This is a genomic window from Acinetobacter sp. YH12135 (assembly GCF_013418565.1).
Lineage (GTDB): Bacteria > Pseudomonadota > Gammaproteobacteria > Pseudomonadales > Moraxellaceae > Acinetobacter > Acinetobacter towneri.
In genome coordinates, this window is the sequence record NZ_VPBU01000001.1 from 267,163 (window position 1) to 284,639 (window position 17,477).

16 protein-coding genes are annotated in these 17,477 nt (G+C 41.1%); 9 read left to right on the forward strand and 7 right to left on the reverse strand.

Translation table 11 applies throughout. The features are described from left to right. Positions 1-23 precede the first annotated feature (23 nt). Both FTU70_RS01250 and FTU70_RS01255 read right to left on the reverse strand, forming a co-directional pair. Positions 24-935: a DMT family transporter gene (locus FTU70_RS01250; RefSeq protein WP_104853213.1), complete on the reverse strand. Its 912-nt coding sequence runs from the start codon at positions 933-935 to the stop codon at positions 24-26. 12 nt (positions 936-947) lie between these two features. Beyond that, positions 948-1,415, reverse strand: a complete 468-nt coding sequence (locus FTU70_RS01255; protein WP_004971836.1) for a YaiI/YqxD family protein — start codon at positions 1,413-1,415, stop codon at positions 948-950. A 239-nt stretch (positions 1,416-1,654) separates the two neighbouring features. On the opposite strand from FTU70_RS01255, the gene FTU70_RS01260 reads away from it, so the two are divergent. After that, positions 1,655-2,587 (forward strand): hypothetical protein, encoded by a 933-nt coding sequence (locus FTU70_RS01260; RefSeq protein WP_019837949.1) that lies wholly within the window; start codon positions 1,655-1,657, stop codon positions 2,585-2,587. Between the two features lie 489 nt (positions 2,588-3,076). Beyond that, positions 3,077-3,217 carry a hypothetical protein gene (locus tag FTU70_RS01265; RefSeq protein ID WP_004971840.1) on the forward strand — a complete coding sequence of 47 codons (141 nt, stop codon included), beginning with the start codon at positions 3,077-3,079 and terminating at the stop codon, positions 3,215-3,217. A 94-nt stretch (positions 3,218-3,311) separates the two neighbouring features. Here FTU70_RS01265 and serC read toward each other — a convergent pair whose 3' ends face one another. Then, positions 3,312-4,391: a 3-phosphoserine/phosphohydroxythreonine transaminase gene (gene serC, locus FTU70_RS01270; RefSeq protein WP_004971842.1), complete on the reverse strand. Its 1,080-nt coding sequence runs from the start codon at positions 4,389-4,391 to the stop codon at positions 3,312-3,314. 255 nt (positions 4,392-4,646) lie between these two features. On the opposite strand from serC, the gene FTU70_RS01275 reads away from it, so the two are divergent. The 7 genes from FTU70_RS01275 to FTU70_RS01305 all read left to right on the forward strand — a co-directional run bounded on the left by FTU70_RS01275 (position 4,647) and on the right by FTU70_RS01305 (position 11,711). Beyond that, complete coding sequence (locus tag FTU70_RS01275; RefSeq protein WP_004971845.1) at positions 4,647-5,090, forward strand: hypothetical protein; 444 nt, start codon at positions 4,647-4,649, stop codon at positions 5,088-5,090. Positions 5,091-5,345: 255 nt separating this feature from the next. Further along, a complete protein-coding gene (locus tag FTU70_RS01280; protein WP_035310653.1) occupies positions 5,346-5,660 on the forward strand; it encodes a hypothetical protein in 315 nt (104 codons plus the stop codon). Further along, a protein-coding gene (locus FTU70_RS01285) for an IS5 family transposase (protein WP_179989280.1) occupies positions 5,650-6,463 on the forward strand; the annotation gives its coding sequence in 2 pieces (ribosomal slippage) (positions 5,650-6,036 and positions 6,038-6,463; 813 coding nt in all). Before FTU70_RS01280 ends, FTU70_RS01285 begins: the two co-directional genes overlap by 11 nt. Positions 6,464-6,860: 397 nt before the next feature. Next, a complete protein-coding gene (locus FTU70_RS01290; RefSeq protein WP_180059872.1) occupies positions 6,861-8,342 on the forward strand; it encodes a TolC family protein in 1,482 nt (493 codons plus the stop codon). Between the two features lie 11 nt (positions 8,343-8,353). After that, positions 8,354-9,484 carry an HlyD family secretion protein gene (locus FTU70_RS01295; RefSeq protein WP_178867502.1) on the forward strand — a complete coding sequence of 377 codons (1,131 nt, stop codon included), beginning with the start codon at positions 8,354-8,356 and terminating at the stop codon, positions 9,482-9,484. Beyond that, positions 9,484-10,614, forward strand: coding sequence for an ABC transporter permease (locus tag FTU70_RS01300; RefSeq protein ID WP_004971855.1), 1,131 nt, complete (start codon positions 9,484-9,486; stop codon positions 10,612-10,614). Before FTU70_RS01295 ends, FTU70_RS01300 begins: the two co-directional genes overlap by 1 nt. After that, positions 10,611-11,711 (forward strand): ABC transporter permease, encoded by a 1,101-nt coding sequence (locus FTU70_RS01305; protein WP_096901141.1) that lies wholly within the window; start codon positions 10,611-10,613, stop codon positions 11,709-11,711. The genes FTU70_RS01300 and FTU70_RS01305 overlap by 4 nt, the downstream gene beginning before the upstream one ends. Positions 11,712-11,738: 27 nt before the next feature. On the opposite strand, the gene FTU70_RS01310 is transcribed toward FTU70_RS01305, so the two are convergent. The 4 genes from FTU70_RS01310 to FTU70_RS01325 form a co-directional block, all read right to left on the reverse strand. After that, entirely contained in the window at positions 11,739-12,164 is a 426-nt protein-coding gene (locus tag FTU70_RS01310; RefSeq protein WP_096901142.1) for a DUF3887 domain-containing protein, read from the reverse strand. Between the two features lie 68 nt (positions 12,165-12,232). Next, positions 12,233-15,208: a DNA gyrase subunit A gene (gene gyrA / locus FTU70_RS01315; RefSeq protein ID WP_180059874.1), complete on the reverse strand. Its 2,976-nt coding sequence runs from the start codon at positions 15,206-15,208 to the stop codon at positions 12,233-12,235. Positions 15,209-15,611: 403 nt separating this feature from the next. Further along, positions 15,612-16,544 (reverse strand): electron transfer flavoprotein subunit alpha/FixB family protein, encoded by a 933-nt coding sequence (locus FTU70_RS01320; protein ID WP_180059876.1) that lies wholly within the window; start codon positions 16,542-16,544, stop codon positions 15,612-15,614. Positions 16,545-16,562: 18 nt separating this feature from the next. Continuing rightward, positions 16,563-17,312 carry an electron transfer flavoprotein subunit beta/FixA family protein gene (locus FTU70_RS01325; RefSeq protein ID WP_096901145.1) on the reverse strand — a complete coding sequence of 250 codons (750 nt, stop codon included), beginning with the start codon at positions 17,310-17,312 and terminating at the stop codon, positions 16,563-16,565. Positions 17,313-17,477 lie beyond the last annotated feature (165 nt).

A 17,477-nucleotide genomic window follows, 5' to 3' on the forward strand; every position in this document is an offset into this window, starting at 1 on the left:
GATAACGCCATCTTTGCATATCGTTAGGATGGTGTTTTGATTTTCTGAGCCAATGCCCGACTTGCTTTAAGATCACGATAAAAATACAGCACTAAGCCTGACAATAAAACCAAAGCGCCCACAAATACCATGACCGATAAAGCTTCTTGATTGAGTAAAGCACCAATCAACAAAGCAATCATTGGCGTCATGACGGTGGTTAAAGATAAGGTGGTCGCCTGAATATTCTGCACCAATTTAAAATAACAGAACATTGCAATCAAAGAAGCCATGATCACGGTATAAAGTAAAGCTGCGATAGATTTAAGACTCGGCAAACTAGTCGGTACATATTGCCAAATAAACGGCACAATACATAAAGCCGCAATGGTTGATACCAAAATCGAGCCAGTTGCCTGTGCTACAGGTTCAACTTGCGCATTAACTTTTTTCACCCAGAAAATAGACATGGTGTAGGTCAATACACTAAACAGCATTAAAACAATACCCAGAGGATGCACATGCTGTGTTTCGCCGCCAAAGCAGATGATGCCAAGCCCTAAAATGGACACTGTCATTCCGATCCATTGAATACGTGCCAAATGCAACTGAAACACAAAACGACCAATCAAACCTGCTATGATGGGGGTCAGACCAAACATCAGGGCGATAATGCCTGAGCTTAAATAAGCAGTGGCAATGTAGGTGAAAATTTGTGAACCGATCAGACTAAACGAACCTGCCAAATAACTATGCCACGCTTGTAGATGATGTGGAAATTTCACTTTTAACAGCAGCAATAAAATAATAGCTAAGGGCAAAGCAATGAAAAAACGTAGCACCAAAGCCCAAAGCATGTGTAAATCTGACACACTCCAGACAATTGCCAAAGGCGTTGTTGCCCAAATGAAAACCAATAAGGCATAGGTCATCATAATATTGGTTTTAGAAGGCATGCGTGACTCGTATTAAGCAGTTTTACGTTTTTGCTTTTGGATGGTTTGATCTAGACTACTTGAAAACTCACGTTTATCACGTTCTGAAATAGGTGCTGGCCCACCTGTTTGTACGCCTGCACCACGCAAAGTATCCATAAAATCACGCAAATGCAGACGCGCTTTCACATTGGCAACAGTATAAATTTCACCACGTGGATGAATCGCTATTCCGCCCTTTTCAATCACTTGTGCCGCTAGTGGAATATCCTGCGTGATCACAATGTCGTGTTCCTTCATGCGATCTACAATTTCCTGATCGGCGGCATCGGCACCATGCATCACTTGAATAGAGTTAATCCGTACCGAAGGCGTAATCCCGACCGATTGATTGGCAACAAAAGTGACTTCAAGTTGGTAACGATCTGAAGCACGTAAAATGACTTCTCTTAGAATTTTAGGTAATGCATCTGCATCAACCCAAAGTTTAAATGGCAGCACTGTGCAACCCTGATAATAATATGCGACTAGTGTATCAAACTCATTACATTGCAGTATGTTTAAAATGCTCAGAATTGCATGCTAAAGTGTAGATGGATGTGATTTTGTTTCTGCTGCATCGCTGTCCACAATCTGTACAAATGCAGTGGCATTACATGAAATTTCAGCCAAAGACTTGAAAAATCGAAATAACCCTCGATCTAAGAGTAAAGAAAAGAACCCAACATCTCAAAGTGCTTATGAACAATCAAAATAGACCAGAAATCATCCGCATTGAAGATCAGAACTTCGGCAGCCATGTTGAACATTGGAATTTACTCACGGATGAACCCTGCACCGAAGTTCCAAAATGGTTAGGACTGGCTCTAGATGCACCAATTATGCCAATGGGTTTATGCCGCCAAGAAGCAGAAATGGATCAAAGCACATGGCTGATTCAAGGCCCAAGCAAAGAGGCAATTCAATTGACACAAGTGATTGCGGTTGAAAATAACAAACCACAAGCTGTAAAAACGGCTTTCCCTTGCTTTGAAAGTCCTTACAAAGTTGAAGCTAAAATTGAACGCATCATTAGCTGCAAATCTAACACTCAAGCGGTGCTTCGACTCAATTTAGGCAACAACAGTATTGTCTATGCTTTTGACAGTTTATACAGCGTCAACCATCAACAATACCAAAAAGATCAAACCTACTGGGTGCATTTAAACGCATGGGCGTATGAACTTGAAGCTGTTGCTGAAGGCGAACAATTGGTGGTCGATGATCCTGCGTCAATTAAACACCATCGTGCGCTGAATGATATTTTAGCAGCCAATGATGGTGTTGCACCTGCCAATCTGCAAGAACAAATTGACGCATGGCAACCTAAGTCCGAAGATGACAAAGCACCTGTAACGGTGGATTTTTCTAAAATGGTCGCATATTTATATGGCGAAAATATCGGTCAGGAAGATGAAGCTTGGTTTCAGGGCAATGTTGTTGGTAAAACCAGTTTTGAATTCATGAATCAAGCCTATACTGTTTATGATGTCACTCTAATTCATGATGAAAATCAGCCTGCGATTTTAATTCGTCTTGCAACTAAAAATCCTGCGCACCAAAACTTTGAAATTGGACAATACATTCGTGGCAATATTTGGATTCAAGCCAATATTCACAATATAAAACAGTAGTTTATTAAAAATAAACCTCAAAGTAGCTGTCTAAATAATAAATTCATATTCATCATCCCCCCATCCTCGCCTTCTCCTCAGGGAGAAGGAACTTTCAATACTTATTTCACTGATGGCTTATAATCAATTTTTGATTGTTAAAAGCGTGCTATTGATAGTATGAATATATTGATGCTTATTTAAGCATTTTAAATTCAAAAAAATGCAGTTATCCACAGCTTTAAATTTATTATAAATTCAAAATCAACCATATTTTAAATCGAATATGTGGATAAGTTATTTTAAAACCCAAACATCTGCACCAAGCACCGTAGATAATCTGAAAGCCTTGAGTGGTGCGGATTTTAAAAATCAACACAGAATTAATTCATTATTGGCAGATATTATATTTAAAATAAAATTAGTACTTTATTTAATCAATTTTTTATGCTAAAAATATAGCCGTATTTAAATATTTAACGATAAATAGATCATCGGAAAATAATATCTATGAAAATCGTGCAAGAAGAAAACTTACAGCATGTAGAACATCAACTTGAGCAACGCTATCAGCTCGACCCAATGTCTTGCCTATTTTTTGCATTAGGCATGCTGCTCTCCGCCTACGGCTTACACTATTTTGTGTTCTGAGTTTCACTCATCAACAAGCCTCTATGACTTTTCACCTATTTCTATAAAAAAACCCAGCTAATTCAGCTGGGTTTTTGCTTTTTACTACTATCAATTAACCGTGACGTTTTGCAAAGTCATCCATAAAGTTAACCAAAGCTTGTACGCCATCTAATGGCACTGCATTATAAATACTTGCGCGCATACCACCTACAGAACGGTGACCTGCCAAGTTCAACAAACGGTTTTCTTCAGCTTCTTGCAAGAATTGTTTTTCCAGTGCGGCATCAGCCAAAGTAAACGGAACGTTCATAATTGAACGGTTTGCGCTATAAATTGGATTCGCGTAGAAATCGCTTGAATCGATATAACCGTATAATAATTTCGCTTTTTCTAGGTTAGCTTGATGAATCGCATCTACACCACCGTTTTGCAATAACCACTCAAACACTAAACCAGACAAATACCATGCATAAGTTGCAGGTGTATTCACCATGGAATCATTTTTTGCCTGTGCTGAATATTTCAAAATGCTTGGAATTTCAGGCTTGGCTTGATCAAGCAAATCTTCACGTACAATCACAATGGTTAAGCCTGCTGGGCCAATATTTTTTTGCGCACCTGCATAAATCAGACCAAATTTAGATACATCTAAAGGTGCAGATAAAATGCTTGATGAGAAATCACATACCAACGGTTTGTCTGTTTCTGGAATATTGGCAAACTGCAAACCACCAATTGTTTCGTTATCTGCATAATGCACATAGGCAGCATCGGCAGATAAGTTCCATTGGCTTTGTTCGCTAATGGCATGCTTACCTTCAATCTGAATACCCGCTTCAACGACATGAATATCGCCATAGCGCTGCGCTTCTTTTAAGGCTTTTTCAGACCAAATACCCGTGTGGATATAATCTGCCTTGTTGTTTTTACCCAACAAATTCAATGGAATCGCAGAGAATTGTAGCGATGCACCACCCTGCAAGAACAATACTTTGTAGTTCTCAGGAATATTCATGAGTTTGCGCAGGTCTGCTTCCGCTTTTTCAGCCATGGCAACATAGTCGGCACTACGGTGGCTCATTTCCATGATCGAAAGACCTTTGCCATGCCAGTCAAGCATTTCAGCTTGAGCTTTTTCAAGTACGGCAGTCGGTAATGCTGCAGGACCAGCACAGAAGTTGTACGCGCGCATGATTTTTCCTTTCAGAGTGAAACACAATAAAATGATGGCATTTAACCATATCTGGCAGGGTCTTGCACAAAATTATTTCAATCTATGAGCCAAGATAGAGTCAAAAAATCAATGTAGATTCGAGGGATAAATTTACTAAATCAAAAAAAGAGGTTGAAATGTGTGCGACAATATCTGTCGCAAATTGATCAAAAAAACCACCCACTACTCCTAATTAAATGATATTTTAAATAAATATTAAAGAAGAAATAAACAATGACAACATTCCTCAATCACTTTAAGGTAGATAAAAATTTACTTGAAGTTGACTTCTTTGACCCTAATCTGGAAACAGATACTCGCTTATACATTGATAGTTATTATTTAACTCGTTGTGAGAACATACATTCCAAGTCTGCTCTGACTACTCAGCAAAATTTTATGAAATGTTTAATGGAAGCTCTTAAAGAAAAAGATGAAATTAAAGCAAGAAAATTATGCTCCCATTTTCCTGAGCCCAAATATACTGGCATTGGTGCAACTAAAGAAGGAGTAAATGGCAAAGGATCACACGATATTAAAGTTGAATATATACTCACATGCTTAAAGTCTTCTCAGGCAGCTCAGACAGGCTTATTAGAAGATCTTGAAGAATTAATATTAGTTGCAGATGGTATAGGTCCGGACACTATTTCAGATATAACGACTAGGGTCTGTTGACATTTCATAAATGGCTTGCGCTGTAGGCTAAAACTGAGCAGATCAGGCATGAAACGCAAGGAATAGCGAGATTATTGCTAAGTTTCATAACACAATCTGAGAAAGTTTTAGCCACAGCCTTTCAGGGCGAGCATATTTTTTGCTGCTATTGCGTTATGTGCCAGTCATTTAAAATGACTAAATTTCCTGTCCCATGCCTTATAGCAGCTAAAAAACCTTGCGAGATATATCTCTCATGCCGCAAACATAGACGAATTGTCAACAAACCCTAATATTTGCTTTAAACATTTTGCAGAATATACATTAGAACAATGTGAAAAATTAGGTATAGAAACGACTGAAACAAAAGAGGCTATTCATTTCTTTTGTGCAATCGATAACGAATGGAAAAAATCAAAATTTTCACTTCCTCACGCTCCTTGGGGGCCTAATAAAGTTGTTGGACCTGTAATTTTGTTACCTCAAAATATCTTGGAATCTATGATTAGCTATAAAACTAATTATTTTTTCACTAATATTAGACCTCTTGCGAAAGTAAAAAATTGTTTATACTCATCTCATGAAATATGAAAATTTAACAAGATTTAATGATGAAGAATTTAAACGACTTGTTGGAGTTCCTCGTCCATTATTCTTAAAAATGGTATCAGTGTTACAACATGCTGAACTTGCCAAGAAAAAATCTGGAAGACCTCATTCGTTGTGTTTAGAGGATCAATTGTTGTTAACTTTAAATTACTTACGCTGTTATAGAACTCAAATTGAGTTATCCGCCGACTATAACCTAGCTGAAAGTAATGTGAATCGTACGATTCAGAAAGTTGAAAATGCTCTGATTCAATCACGGATTTTCGCATTGCCGAAAAGGAATCAAAAGTTTAATGAGGGGGATTATGTAATCGTTGATGTTACTGAGTCACAGATTGAGCGTCCCAAAAAAACAAAGAAAATTCTATAGTGGTAAAAAGAAGAAACATACGCTAAAAACACAGGTCATTTTTAACCCCCAATTAAAGCAAATTGTAAGTATACAGATTGAAGATGGCAGAAAACACGATCTGAACATTGCGCGTAAGCATTTGAAGGAGATGATTATTTATCCTTATATCATAGCAGATTTAGCCTATAAAGGATTTCATCAGATTAAGAGTAAGTTACTCATTCCAATCAAGAAACCTAACAATTTATCATTACCCCAAATAGCAAAACAGATCAACCAAGAAATCAGTCGGCGTAGGATCACAATTGAACATATCAACGGCAAACTTAAACATTTTCGGATATTAACAGAACGCCATAGAAATAGACGGAAACGATTTGGTCTAAGAATGAATTTAATTGCTGGAATGGTGAATTGGATGCTCTTAAATTAACTTTCGCAAGAGATCTATTGCCACCCCTTTATTTAAAGAAGAAGTTTTACGTAGAGATGCTTCAGCAAGCTTTATTTATTCTTTAAAATCTGTCGAGAAAAGAGTGAATGTAAAAAAATGCGAGAGCAACATCCTGAATTTCGAGGGGGGAAAAAGCAATATGGATGAATTAATCGCAAAAAATCCAAGACTTTTAAAAGAATATAGAGAAAAAGTAGCTAAAAAACGCTATTTAAAAAGAAAAGGTAAAAAAAGAAGATTAGAGGACGCATAAGCGTGCTTTTTATAGACAAATGTACAAGAAACAATACTATAACTTTACACTAGTTCTATCTGCGAACCTTTGATTTATACTAGCGGGATAACATTACCGGCTTTATATCAGTTTAGCGACTTTATGAACTTAAAGAAAAATAAAAGACAGCTTGTCTGGGGTTTAAATCTGCTTGCATCTATGATGTATGGCAGCTTTGCTCATGCACAGAGCATCAGCTTTCAGGATGCTGAACGTCAGTTGTTGCAAAATTCTTATAGCAGCCAAGCCTATCAAAGTCTGGAACAGGCTTCAAAACTTGAAGCTGAAGCAGTAAAAGGCGTAGGTCTGCCACGTGTCGACCTGAATGTTCGTGCCTATGCCTTTCACAGTGAAGTCGATATTCCATTAAAGCAATTTAAAAATAATCTGGAGAATTCACTCTCTCAAGGCGTGAATGGCCGGCTTAATGAGTGGGAGGCCAGTAATGGCGTGGATCTACCTGCAGGTATTACCGATCCACTGCGTGATGGACTTAACAATACTATTCATAGCGGAGTTGGTCTGATTCCGGATACGTCTAATGTCATCCTTGAAGATCAGGTGATTCGCCCCACTGTTTCCGTGATTATGCCAATATATACTGGAGGCCTCACCCGTAGTACCAAAGAAATTGCCAATATTCAGGTCGGTCGTAGTCAGCTCAGCAACAAACAGCAGCAAGATACGCAGCGTTTTGAACTGATTCAAAGTTATTTTAATGTGCAGCTCCAAAAGCAATTGCATGCAGCTGCGCTGTTTAATCTGAATGCCATGCAGCAGCATTATCGCAATGCCTTAAAAATGGAACAGCAAGGTTTTATCAGTAAAGGCCAGCGTATGCAATTTGAAGTGGCACGTAATAATGCCGAGCGCAGCCAGCAAAATACGCAGGCCAATTTGAATGCTGCGCTGTTCCAGCTGAATAATCTGCTTCAGGAAAGTAGCATCACTGAGCTTTCGACGCCTTTATTTGTCAATAAAACCGAGCCACAGGCCTTAAATCATCTGCTAAAAACTTTTAGTCAGAACTCTGCGCTGATTCAAAAAATGCAGCTGGATACCCAATTGGCCCAAGCCAATGTGAAAGCCCAGCAAGCAGCGAAAAAACCAAATGTATTTGCTTTTGGCGAATATAGTCTGGATCAAAATGAAAACTGGATTGTCGGGGTTGCCGCACGCTATAACCTGTTTTCCGGGATCGATAAAAACAAGAATATTCAGGCTGCCGAACTCAAACGCTCTGCAACAGAACTGCTTACTGCACGCACCCAGCAGGAAATTGAAAATCTGATTTATAAATCTTATAGCGAAGCACTTAGTGCACAGCAAAGTGATGTACTTCTGGCACAAAACTTGAAAGCCGCACAGGAAAATTTACGCATCCAAGAATTGTCTTTTAAAGAAGATACGGGCACCGCCACACAGGTCATCGATGCACAAAATATGCTGAGCGGACTACGAGCTGAAACTGCCTTGAATGCTTACAAATATGTGATGTCACTGGCCACACTATTACAAAGCCATGGCTCGATTGCAGAATTTCCAACCTACATTCAACATGCCAACACCCACTATATTCGCTAATGGAGCCGAACATGAACGAAGATCAAAAACCCAATGATCCTGTGAATGAAGTGGCTTCATCCAGCGATACAGAAAAATCGCCTGCGCAACAGGTAGAAACAAAAACTGAAATAGAAAACAACGCGACGACTTCGACCGAGCAACAACAAGCTCCTGAAATCGCTAAAAAGAAAAAATATTTATTGCTCGCCCTGATTCCAGCTCTGCTGGCAGTCATCGCTTTTGGATTGTGGAAAAGCTACCAACCGGCTCCGCTTGAATTGCAGGGTCGTGTAGAAGCTGAAACAGTTCAGGTGGCGACCAAAGTGCCAAGCCGTATTGAAGAAATCTATGTAGAAGAAGGTCAGCGAGTCAAAAAAGGCGATGTACTGGTGCGCTTAAACAGCCCGGAAATTCAGGCCAAAAAACAGCAAGCCGCAGCGGCTTTACAATCTGCGCTGGCCTTACAATCGACTGCTGAACGTGGCTCGCAGGAAGAAAATATCGCCAGTCTGTATGCCAACTGGCAATCGCTGAAAGCACAGCAAAATTTAGCCAAAGTTTCTTATGAGCGTGGTGCAAATTTATTGAAGGAAGGTGTGATTTCACGCCAGCGCCGTGATGAATTGTATGCAGCCAGTCAATCAGCGGCGCAAATGACAGAAGCAGCGTATCAGCAATACGCACGTGCCAAACGTGGCAGCACCTCGCAGCAAAAGAGTTCTGCCGATGCACAAGTAGATATTGCCCAGGCTGCGCTGGATGAAGCCAATGCTTTAGAAGCAGAAACCCAATTAGTAGCACCTGTAAACGGAACGGTGTCTAAAACCTATGGCAAAGTCTCGGAGCTGGTAGCCACCGCAGTCCCTGTGGTCAGCCTGATTGAAGATCAAATGTGGGTGAGCCTGAATATTCGTGAAGACCAATATGCCCCATTTCAGAAAATGAGCAGTATTGAAGGTTATATTCCCGCCCTAGATAAAACCGCCACTTTTCAAATTAGACAGATCAGTGCTGAAGGTGAATTTGCCACCATTAAGACCACACGTCAAACCGGCGGTTATGATGTGCGCAGTTTTAAGCTGCATCTTGTACCCACACCAGCGATTTCTGAACTGAAAGTCGGGATGAGCGTGTTATTTAAACTGAAAGAGACCCGATAATGTGGACGGGTATATGGCGCGAACTGCGCTATCTGCTCAGCGAAAAATGGGATCTGTGTCTGGTCACGCTGGCACCTGCACTGGTGATTATTTTATTCAGCAGCATGTTTGCTCAAGGGAAATCGGATCATTTACCGATTGCGATTATTGATCAAGACCAGAGTGCGCTGAGTCAAAGCATTTATCAACATGTGGCGCTGAATCATACTCTTAAAATTGCTACGGTGTCGGAACAAACAGCTGAAATTGAGCGCCTGTTAAATCAAAATAAAATTTGGGGTTATATCCATATTCCAAGCGGTGCCGAGCAACGTCTGGTTCGTGCCCAGGATGCTGACATCAGTATTGCTTTTAACCAGAGTTATTTCAGTATTGGAAATACCATTTCCTCGGCCATGCTGGTCAGTACCCTACAAGCACTCGCTGAATTTAGCGGACAGCAATATCTGGGCAACCGACTCCCCTCTCTCGAAGCACCGTCACCGCATATTAAAATATCTCCGCTGTATAATCCGCAGCTGAATTATGAATTCTATCTGGAACCCTATGTCATTCCGGCAATTCTGCATTTACTGCTGTGTTGTTGTGTGGCATTTTCCGTCGGTCAGGAACTGAAGCGGCAGACCTTAACAAGCTGGATTAGCAACTCATCCATCTGGATGGCATTGCTGTCTAAGAACCTGATCTATGTGGCTATTTTTAGTCTATGGACCTGGATCTGGATGTTCTGGCTGATTGAAATTCGCGGCTGGTTTGTTGCTGGCTCGCTCGCTCTGATTCTATCGGCACAATTTCTGCTATATAGCGCTTATGCATTTTTAAGCAGTGCAGTGGTTCTGGCAACCAAAGATTTAAGTAAATCTTTTGGCATCATTGCGGTCTATGGTGGTTCATCTTTAAGTTTTGCCGGTGTGACTTTACCTTTAAATAATGCGCCCCTATTCACCCAGTTCTGGTCCAATATTATTCCGTTTACGCCCTATGCCAAATTACAAACTGAACAATGGGTGATTGGTAGTCCATTGCATATTTCACTGCAAGCTGGATTCATGCTGCTGATCTATGCCCTAGTTTACGCTCTGCTGGCTTATCTGTTTCTTAAAAAAATAGTTAAAGGAGCAGTCCAATGAAATCCCTCTGGTTTTACTATCTGCAAAGCTTTAAGGATATTGTCAGTCACGGCACGATCTTTACCACGCTTATTCTATCCGTCTTGTTTTACAGCTTTTTTTATCCAACCGCTTATCAGGCACAGCAGGCTGAAGCCTTACCGATTATTATTGTCGATGAAGAACAAAGTAACTTAAGCACCCGTATTATTGGTCAAGTGGCACAAAGCCCCAATGTGGAGATTGAGGCGATTACCGGCAATTTTTCCGAGGCCAAACAATGGGTGGAATCACAAAAAGCCGATGGTATTTTACTTCTGCCGGACAATTTATCGCAAAGCTTAAGGCATGGTGAAACAGGTGGCATTGGCCTGTATTTAAGTACAGCCAACTTTTTAGTAACCAAACAAATTGGTCTGGGCTTAGCCACATCAGTCGAGCAAACTTTGGCAGATTATACTGAACGCTTTGGCAAGGTCTCGGATTTTTCACCTGCCCTTTCTGTGCATCAAATTCCTTTATTTAATCCGCTGTCCGGCTATGGCAGCTATGTCTTTCCTGCGGTTGCACCTTTAATTATCCACCAAACCATTCTTTTGGGTTTGAGTATGCTGATTTTGGTATATCGGGAAAGAAAAATAGAATTAAACACAAATGCATTGATTGGGATGTGTTTAGCGGTCTTCACCATTGGTTGTCTGGGATGTTTCTATTTATTCGGCTTTAGCTTCTGGCTATTTGATTATCCGCGCGGTGGCAACCTGCTCGGGATGCTGCTGGCTGTTGCGGTTTTTATCTACACGATAATTGGCATGACCTGCTTATTTGCTAGTTTTCTGGATCTGCCGGAACGTGCGGGGCATGTCATTGTATTCACTTCTATTCCACTGTTCTTTTTATCTGGTGCGGCCTGGCCGCATGCTGCCATGCCCACCTGGATGCAAGTCGTTGGCGAAATCCTGCCCTCTACCCAAATTGTGCAGATGTTTATTCAACTCAATCAGATGGGTGTGCCTACAACACTGATCTTGCCTAAATTGCTCTATCTTGGAATGATCGGTAGCTTGTGCTTTTTTTTGGCTTATCGACGTTTAATTTCTGGTCATCAAAGCAGATAGAGCATTATAGCAATGCTCCTATTCCACTTATTTACCCGATTCGCCAAAGACTTGAATATTGAAATTACGAATCTTGTTGCTACCATTCGGCTTGTCAAAACTAACATCATACTGAACCAGATTTTCCGGATAGGCAATTTCATAGCTGACCTTATATTGCCCAAGCTGATTGGTTGCTTCTTCAATCTCTTTGGTCATTAAAGTCTTAGACTTGTATTCACCTTGAGGAATTGAACGTGAAAAGCGTTTCATCAGCTTTTCATTGTCCTTAAACTGGGTTTGCAACTGCGGCTCTAACTGATCCAAAAACTCGTCATACTTCCCATCACGCAAATCCTCATAGGCTAGCTGTGCCGCCTTTTCCTGTTCAGGACTCGGATCTGGAATATTGTCCATTGAATTACAGCCACTCAATGCAACCGCTGCTGCCAACAACATTAATTTGGTTTTCATCGCTTACCCTTATGCAGTCAACGTTTATAAAAAAGGACGCCGAAGCGCCCTTTTTATCAGTAAAAAACCTATTCTTCTACTGAATTTTCACCGTCTTTTTCCACTTGCTCAGTTTCAGCAACTGCATCCGTTTCAGCCACTAAAGATTCTGCACCTTCAATCGCTTCAACAAACTCGTCTTCTTCAACAGCTTCAATCGCTTCTACACCCACCAGTGTTTCGTTTTCACCCAAGCGGATTAAACGTACACCTTGTGCATTACGACCTGTTTGCGCCACTTCAGAAGCGCGAGTACGCACTAATGTACCGCCATCAGAAATCAGCATCAGTTCTTTGCTTTCATCAATAGCAACTGCACCGACCAATTCACCATTACGTTCAGAGGTCTTAATGGCAATCACACCTTTACCACCACGTTTTTTGGTTGGGAAGTCGTCTACAGGTGTACGCTTACCATAACCATTCGCCGAAGCACACAAAACTTCGCCTGTTTCTGGTACTACGACTAGCGATACGATACGGCTGATGAGTGCTGAATCTGAACTGTCTTCATCATCGCCATCGACTTCTACATCTTCGACATCTTCAACTTGTGCTGAACCGAAGCTGACACGCATACCACGTACGCCTTTGGCCGCACGACCCATTGAACGTACATCGGTTTCAGCAAAACGAATCGCTTTACCTTCATTGGAGAACAACATAATTTGCTGTTCGCCATCGGTAATTGCAACACCAATTAAAGTGTCTTCTTCATTCAATTCAATGGCACGTAAACCATTCGAACGTACGTTACTGAATTGTTCCAATTCAACACGTTTCACTGTACCTGATGCCGTTGCCATAAAGACATAAAAGTTTTTACGCAAGGCTTCTGCTTGTGATGCAAATTCTGCAATGATCTCATCGTCTAAATCGGTTGCAGAAAGCTCTACACCCAATTGTTTCAATTGCACACGCAATGCATCAGATAAATCATCACCATCTGCTAATTCAGCAAAGGCAGCTTCTAATTCTGCATAATGTGCAGCAATGATTGCGTTGGTTTGTAGATGTGCCGCATTGGCTTTCACATAGCTACGGAAGTCTGCCAACCGCTCAGTAAATTTCTTCGGCGCATCAATGACAGGTAAAATCGCGGTGATGGTTTCGTTGGCATCTAACGGCAACAAGTTCACCATTGGACGACCTTTAGCACCACGCGATGCTTGCGGCACTTCAAACACTTTCAGACGGTACACTTTACCCACATCGGTAAAGCACAACACCGTTGCGTGGTTAGAAGTCACAATTAAATGCTGCACATAATCGTCTTCTTTCATCGACGTTGCAGATTTACCACGACCACCACGACGCTGTGCTGCGTAATCTGATAATGGCTGAGTTTTTGCATAACCTGTTTGTGAAACTGTCAGTACCACTTGTTCTTCTGGGATTAAATCTTCACGCGAGAAATCAATGCGAGATTCTACAATTTCAGTACGACGTGCATCGCCATATTGTTGCAAAACTTGCGCCAATTCTTCACGAATCACGCCCATCAAAAGATTAAAGTCATTCAAAATTGCAGTTAATTCAGCAATTTGTGCCAAAATTTCAGAATATTCCGCATGTAACTTGTCTTGTTCTAGACCTGTTAAACGATGCAAACGTAATTCTAAAATTGCGGTCACTTGCGCAGGTGATAAACGATACACCTGACCATCTAAACCAAATGGGCGATTAGGATCTTCACCTTCAATTTCGTCTGGACGTACAGAAACTGAACCAGCTTTTTCTAATAATGCGACTACACCGCCTGCTGCCCATTCGCCTAGCTGTAAACGCTCACGCGCTTCGGCTGGGTTGGCAGAAGATTTAATGGTTTCGATGATGGCATCAATATTGGCCAACGCGACGGTTAAGCCTTCTAAAATGTGCCCACGTTCACGTGCTTTACGCAACTCGAACATGGTACGGCGGGTCACCACTTCTTGGCGGTGACGAATAAATGCCGCAATAATATCTTTCAGATTCATCAATTTTGGCTGACCATTGTCTAGGCAAACCATGTTGATGCTGAATGAGTTTTCTAATTGTGTATTCAAGAATAGGTTATTCACAATCACTTCAGCGTTTTCACCACGCTTCAGATCAATTGCAATACGCATCCCTTCTTTATCAGACTCATCACGTAATTCTGAAATACCTTCGAGTTTCTTCTCTTTCACCAGTTCAGCAATACGCTCAATGGTTTTGGCTTTGTTGACCTGATAAGGGATTTCAGTAAAGACGATGGTGGTACGACCAGATTTTTGATCTTCTTCAAAATGGTACTTACCACGAATATGCAAACGGCCTTTACCTGTACGGTAAGCATCAACAATGCCTGATTTACCGTAAATAATACCGCCTGTAGGGAAGTCTGGACCTGTGATATGTTCCATCAACCCTTCAATTGAAATATTTGGGTTGTCTGCATAAGCCAAACATGCATGCACCACTTCAGTCATGTTGTGCGGTGCCATATTGGTCGCCATACCTACAGCAATACCTGCAGCACCATTGACCAATAGGTTTGGAATACGAGTAGGCATCACTTGAGGAATACGCTCAGAGCCGTCGTAGTTATCTTCCCAATCGACAGTGTCCTTTTCTAAATCGGCCAACAGTTCATGAGTAAGTTTGCGCATACGGACTTCGGTATAACGCATGGCTGCGGCACTATCGCCATCAATCGAACCGAAGTTACCCTGACCATCGACCAATTGATAACGCAAACTGAAATCTTGCGCCATACGAACAATTGTTTCGTAAACTGCAGAATCACCGTGAGGGTGATATTTACCGATGACGTCACCGACTACACGGGCAGACTTTTTGTAAGCTTTGTTGTAGTCATTGCCCAATTCGTGCATTGCGAATAGCACACGACGATGCACAGGTTTTAGACCATCTCGTACATCTGGCAGCGCACGTGACACAATCACGCTCATCGCATAGTCTAAATACGAGTGCTTGAGTTCATCCTCAATGGCAATCGGTCTAATTTCCGATACGCTCATGCATACTCCTTATTCTGCAAACAAATTTTGCTTGCATTTTATATGTCGTAAAACTTGCAAATGATTAGCCTGAAATGCAGGCTAAAAATAAAAACTAGCGAAAAATTATAGCATATACGCCTGTGTTTTTGTGCTTTAGAGATGATCTTAATCTTGTTAATTTACTTAAATTTAACGGTGATTTTTTAGGCAAAAAAATATTCACACCCAAGAAACAAAAGTGCTTCATATTTTTAAGAGTCACGTCAAAATATCTTCAACATATACTTGCTCGATATGTACCCACATATACGCTAAGTTCACATAATGTACTTAAAACCAATCACTGCATCTAAATTAAAAAAGACAATAAAAAACGCCCCTATGCTATTCACATAGAGGCGTTTTTGACTGTGTTCAGTAATTAGATTTTAGATACTAACTCTGGAACAACAGTGTTCAAGTCACCCACTAACCAGTAGTCAGCTACTGCGTTGATTGGCGCTTCTTCGTCTTTGTTGATCGCAACGATCACTTTAGAGTCTTTCATACCTGCCAAGTGCTGAATCGCACCAGAGATACCTACAGCGATATACAAATCAGGTGCAACGATTTTACCTGTTTGACCAACTTGCATGTCATTTGGTACGAAGCCCGCATCAACTGCTGCACGAGATGCACCTTGTGCTGCACCAAGTTTGTCTGCCAATGGATCAAGTACTTTGTGATAGTTCTCACCAGAACCTACACCACGACCACCAGAAACTACAATACGAGCTGCTGTTAATTCTGGACGCTCTGATTTCACAATTTCTTCAGAAACAAATTTAGAAATACCAGCATCACCTGTCACAGTAGCAGCTTCAACCGCAGCTGAACCACCTTCTGCAGCCACTGGGTCAAATGCTGTACCACGTACAGTACCTACCACAATCGCTTCTGAAGACTCTACAGTTGCAATCGCGTTACCTGCATAAATTGGACGCTTGAATGTCTTTGCAGAATCTACAGCGACGATGTCTGTGATCATGCTGACATCAAGAAGTGCAGCCGCACGCGGTAAAATGTTTTTACCTGTTGTTGTAGAAGCAGCAAGGATATGGCTATAACCTTTGCCTAATTCTGCAACAAATTTTGCTACGTTTTCAGCCAGTTGGTTTGCATAAGCCGCATCGTCAGCAAGTAATACTTTACTTACGCCTGCAACTTTAGCTGCTTGGTCTGCAACTGCTTGTGTACCAGAACCCGCAACCAATACAGTGATATCACCACCGATTTTTTGAGCTGCAGCAACAACGTTTAATGTTGCACCATTTAGTGCTTTATTGTCGTGCTCAGCGATAACTAAAATACTCATGATTTTTATCCTTCTGTATTAGATCACTTTCGCTTCGTTTTTCAATTTTTCTACAAGCTCATCTACAGATTTCACTTGTACGCCCGCTTTACGCTCAGCAGGTGCTTCAACTTTTACAGTTTTCAGCTTAGTACCTGTTGCAACGCCATAATCTGCAGGAGATTTGGTGTCTAGCGGTTTTTTACGTGCTTTCATGATGTTTGGAAGTGCCGCATAACGTGGCTCATTCAAACGTAAGTCAGTGGTGATGATTGCAGGAAGTGCAAGCTCAACAGTTTGTAAACCACCGTCAATTTCACGTGTTACCTGAACTTTGTCGCCATCTACTTTTACTTCTGAAGCAAAAGTACCCTGACCTGCACCAAGTAAAGCGCCTAGCATTTGACCAACTTGGTTAGAGTCGTCATCAATAGCTTGCTTACCCAATAAAATAAGTTGTGGTTGTTCTTGTTCAACAACACCTTTTAAGATTTTAGCCACTTCAAGTGCACCAATCTCATCGGCTGTTTCAACCAAAATACCACGGTCTGCACCAAGCGCCATTGCAGAACGAATTTGTTCCTGCGCTTCTTTAGGACCAATGGATACCACTACGATTTCTGAAACAGTTCCTTTTTCTTTTAAACGAACCGCTTCTTCCACTGCGATTTCACAGAATGGGTTAATTGACATCTTAACGTTAGTTAGGTCAACTCCACTATTATCCGGCTTAACGCGAACTTTAACGTTGGCATCTACCACACGTTTTACAGCAACAAGAGCCTTCATGTAATCCTCGGCTGTTTTAGCAAAAGTAAATATTGAGAAAAGTTAATAATAACTCTTCGCTTTAAATTTTTTAGGTGTCCTATCTTGCTATGTGATCGGCATTTCGGTCAAGTCAGAATTGTCTAAACAAGGCTAAAAATGCCGAAAATTAACTGAACGATGCGT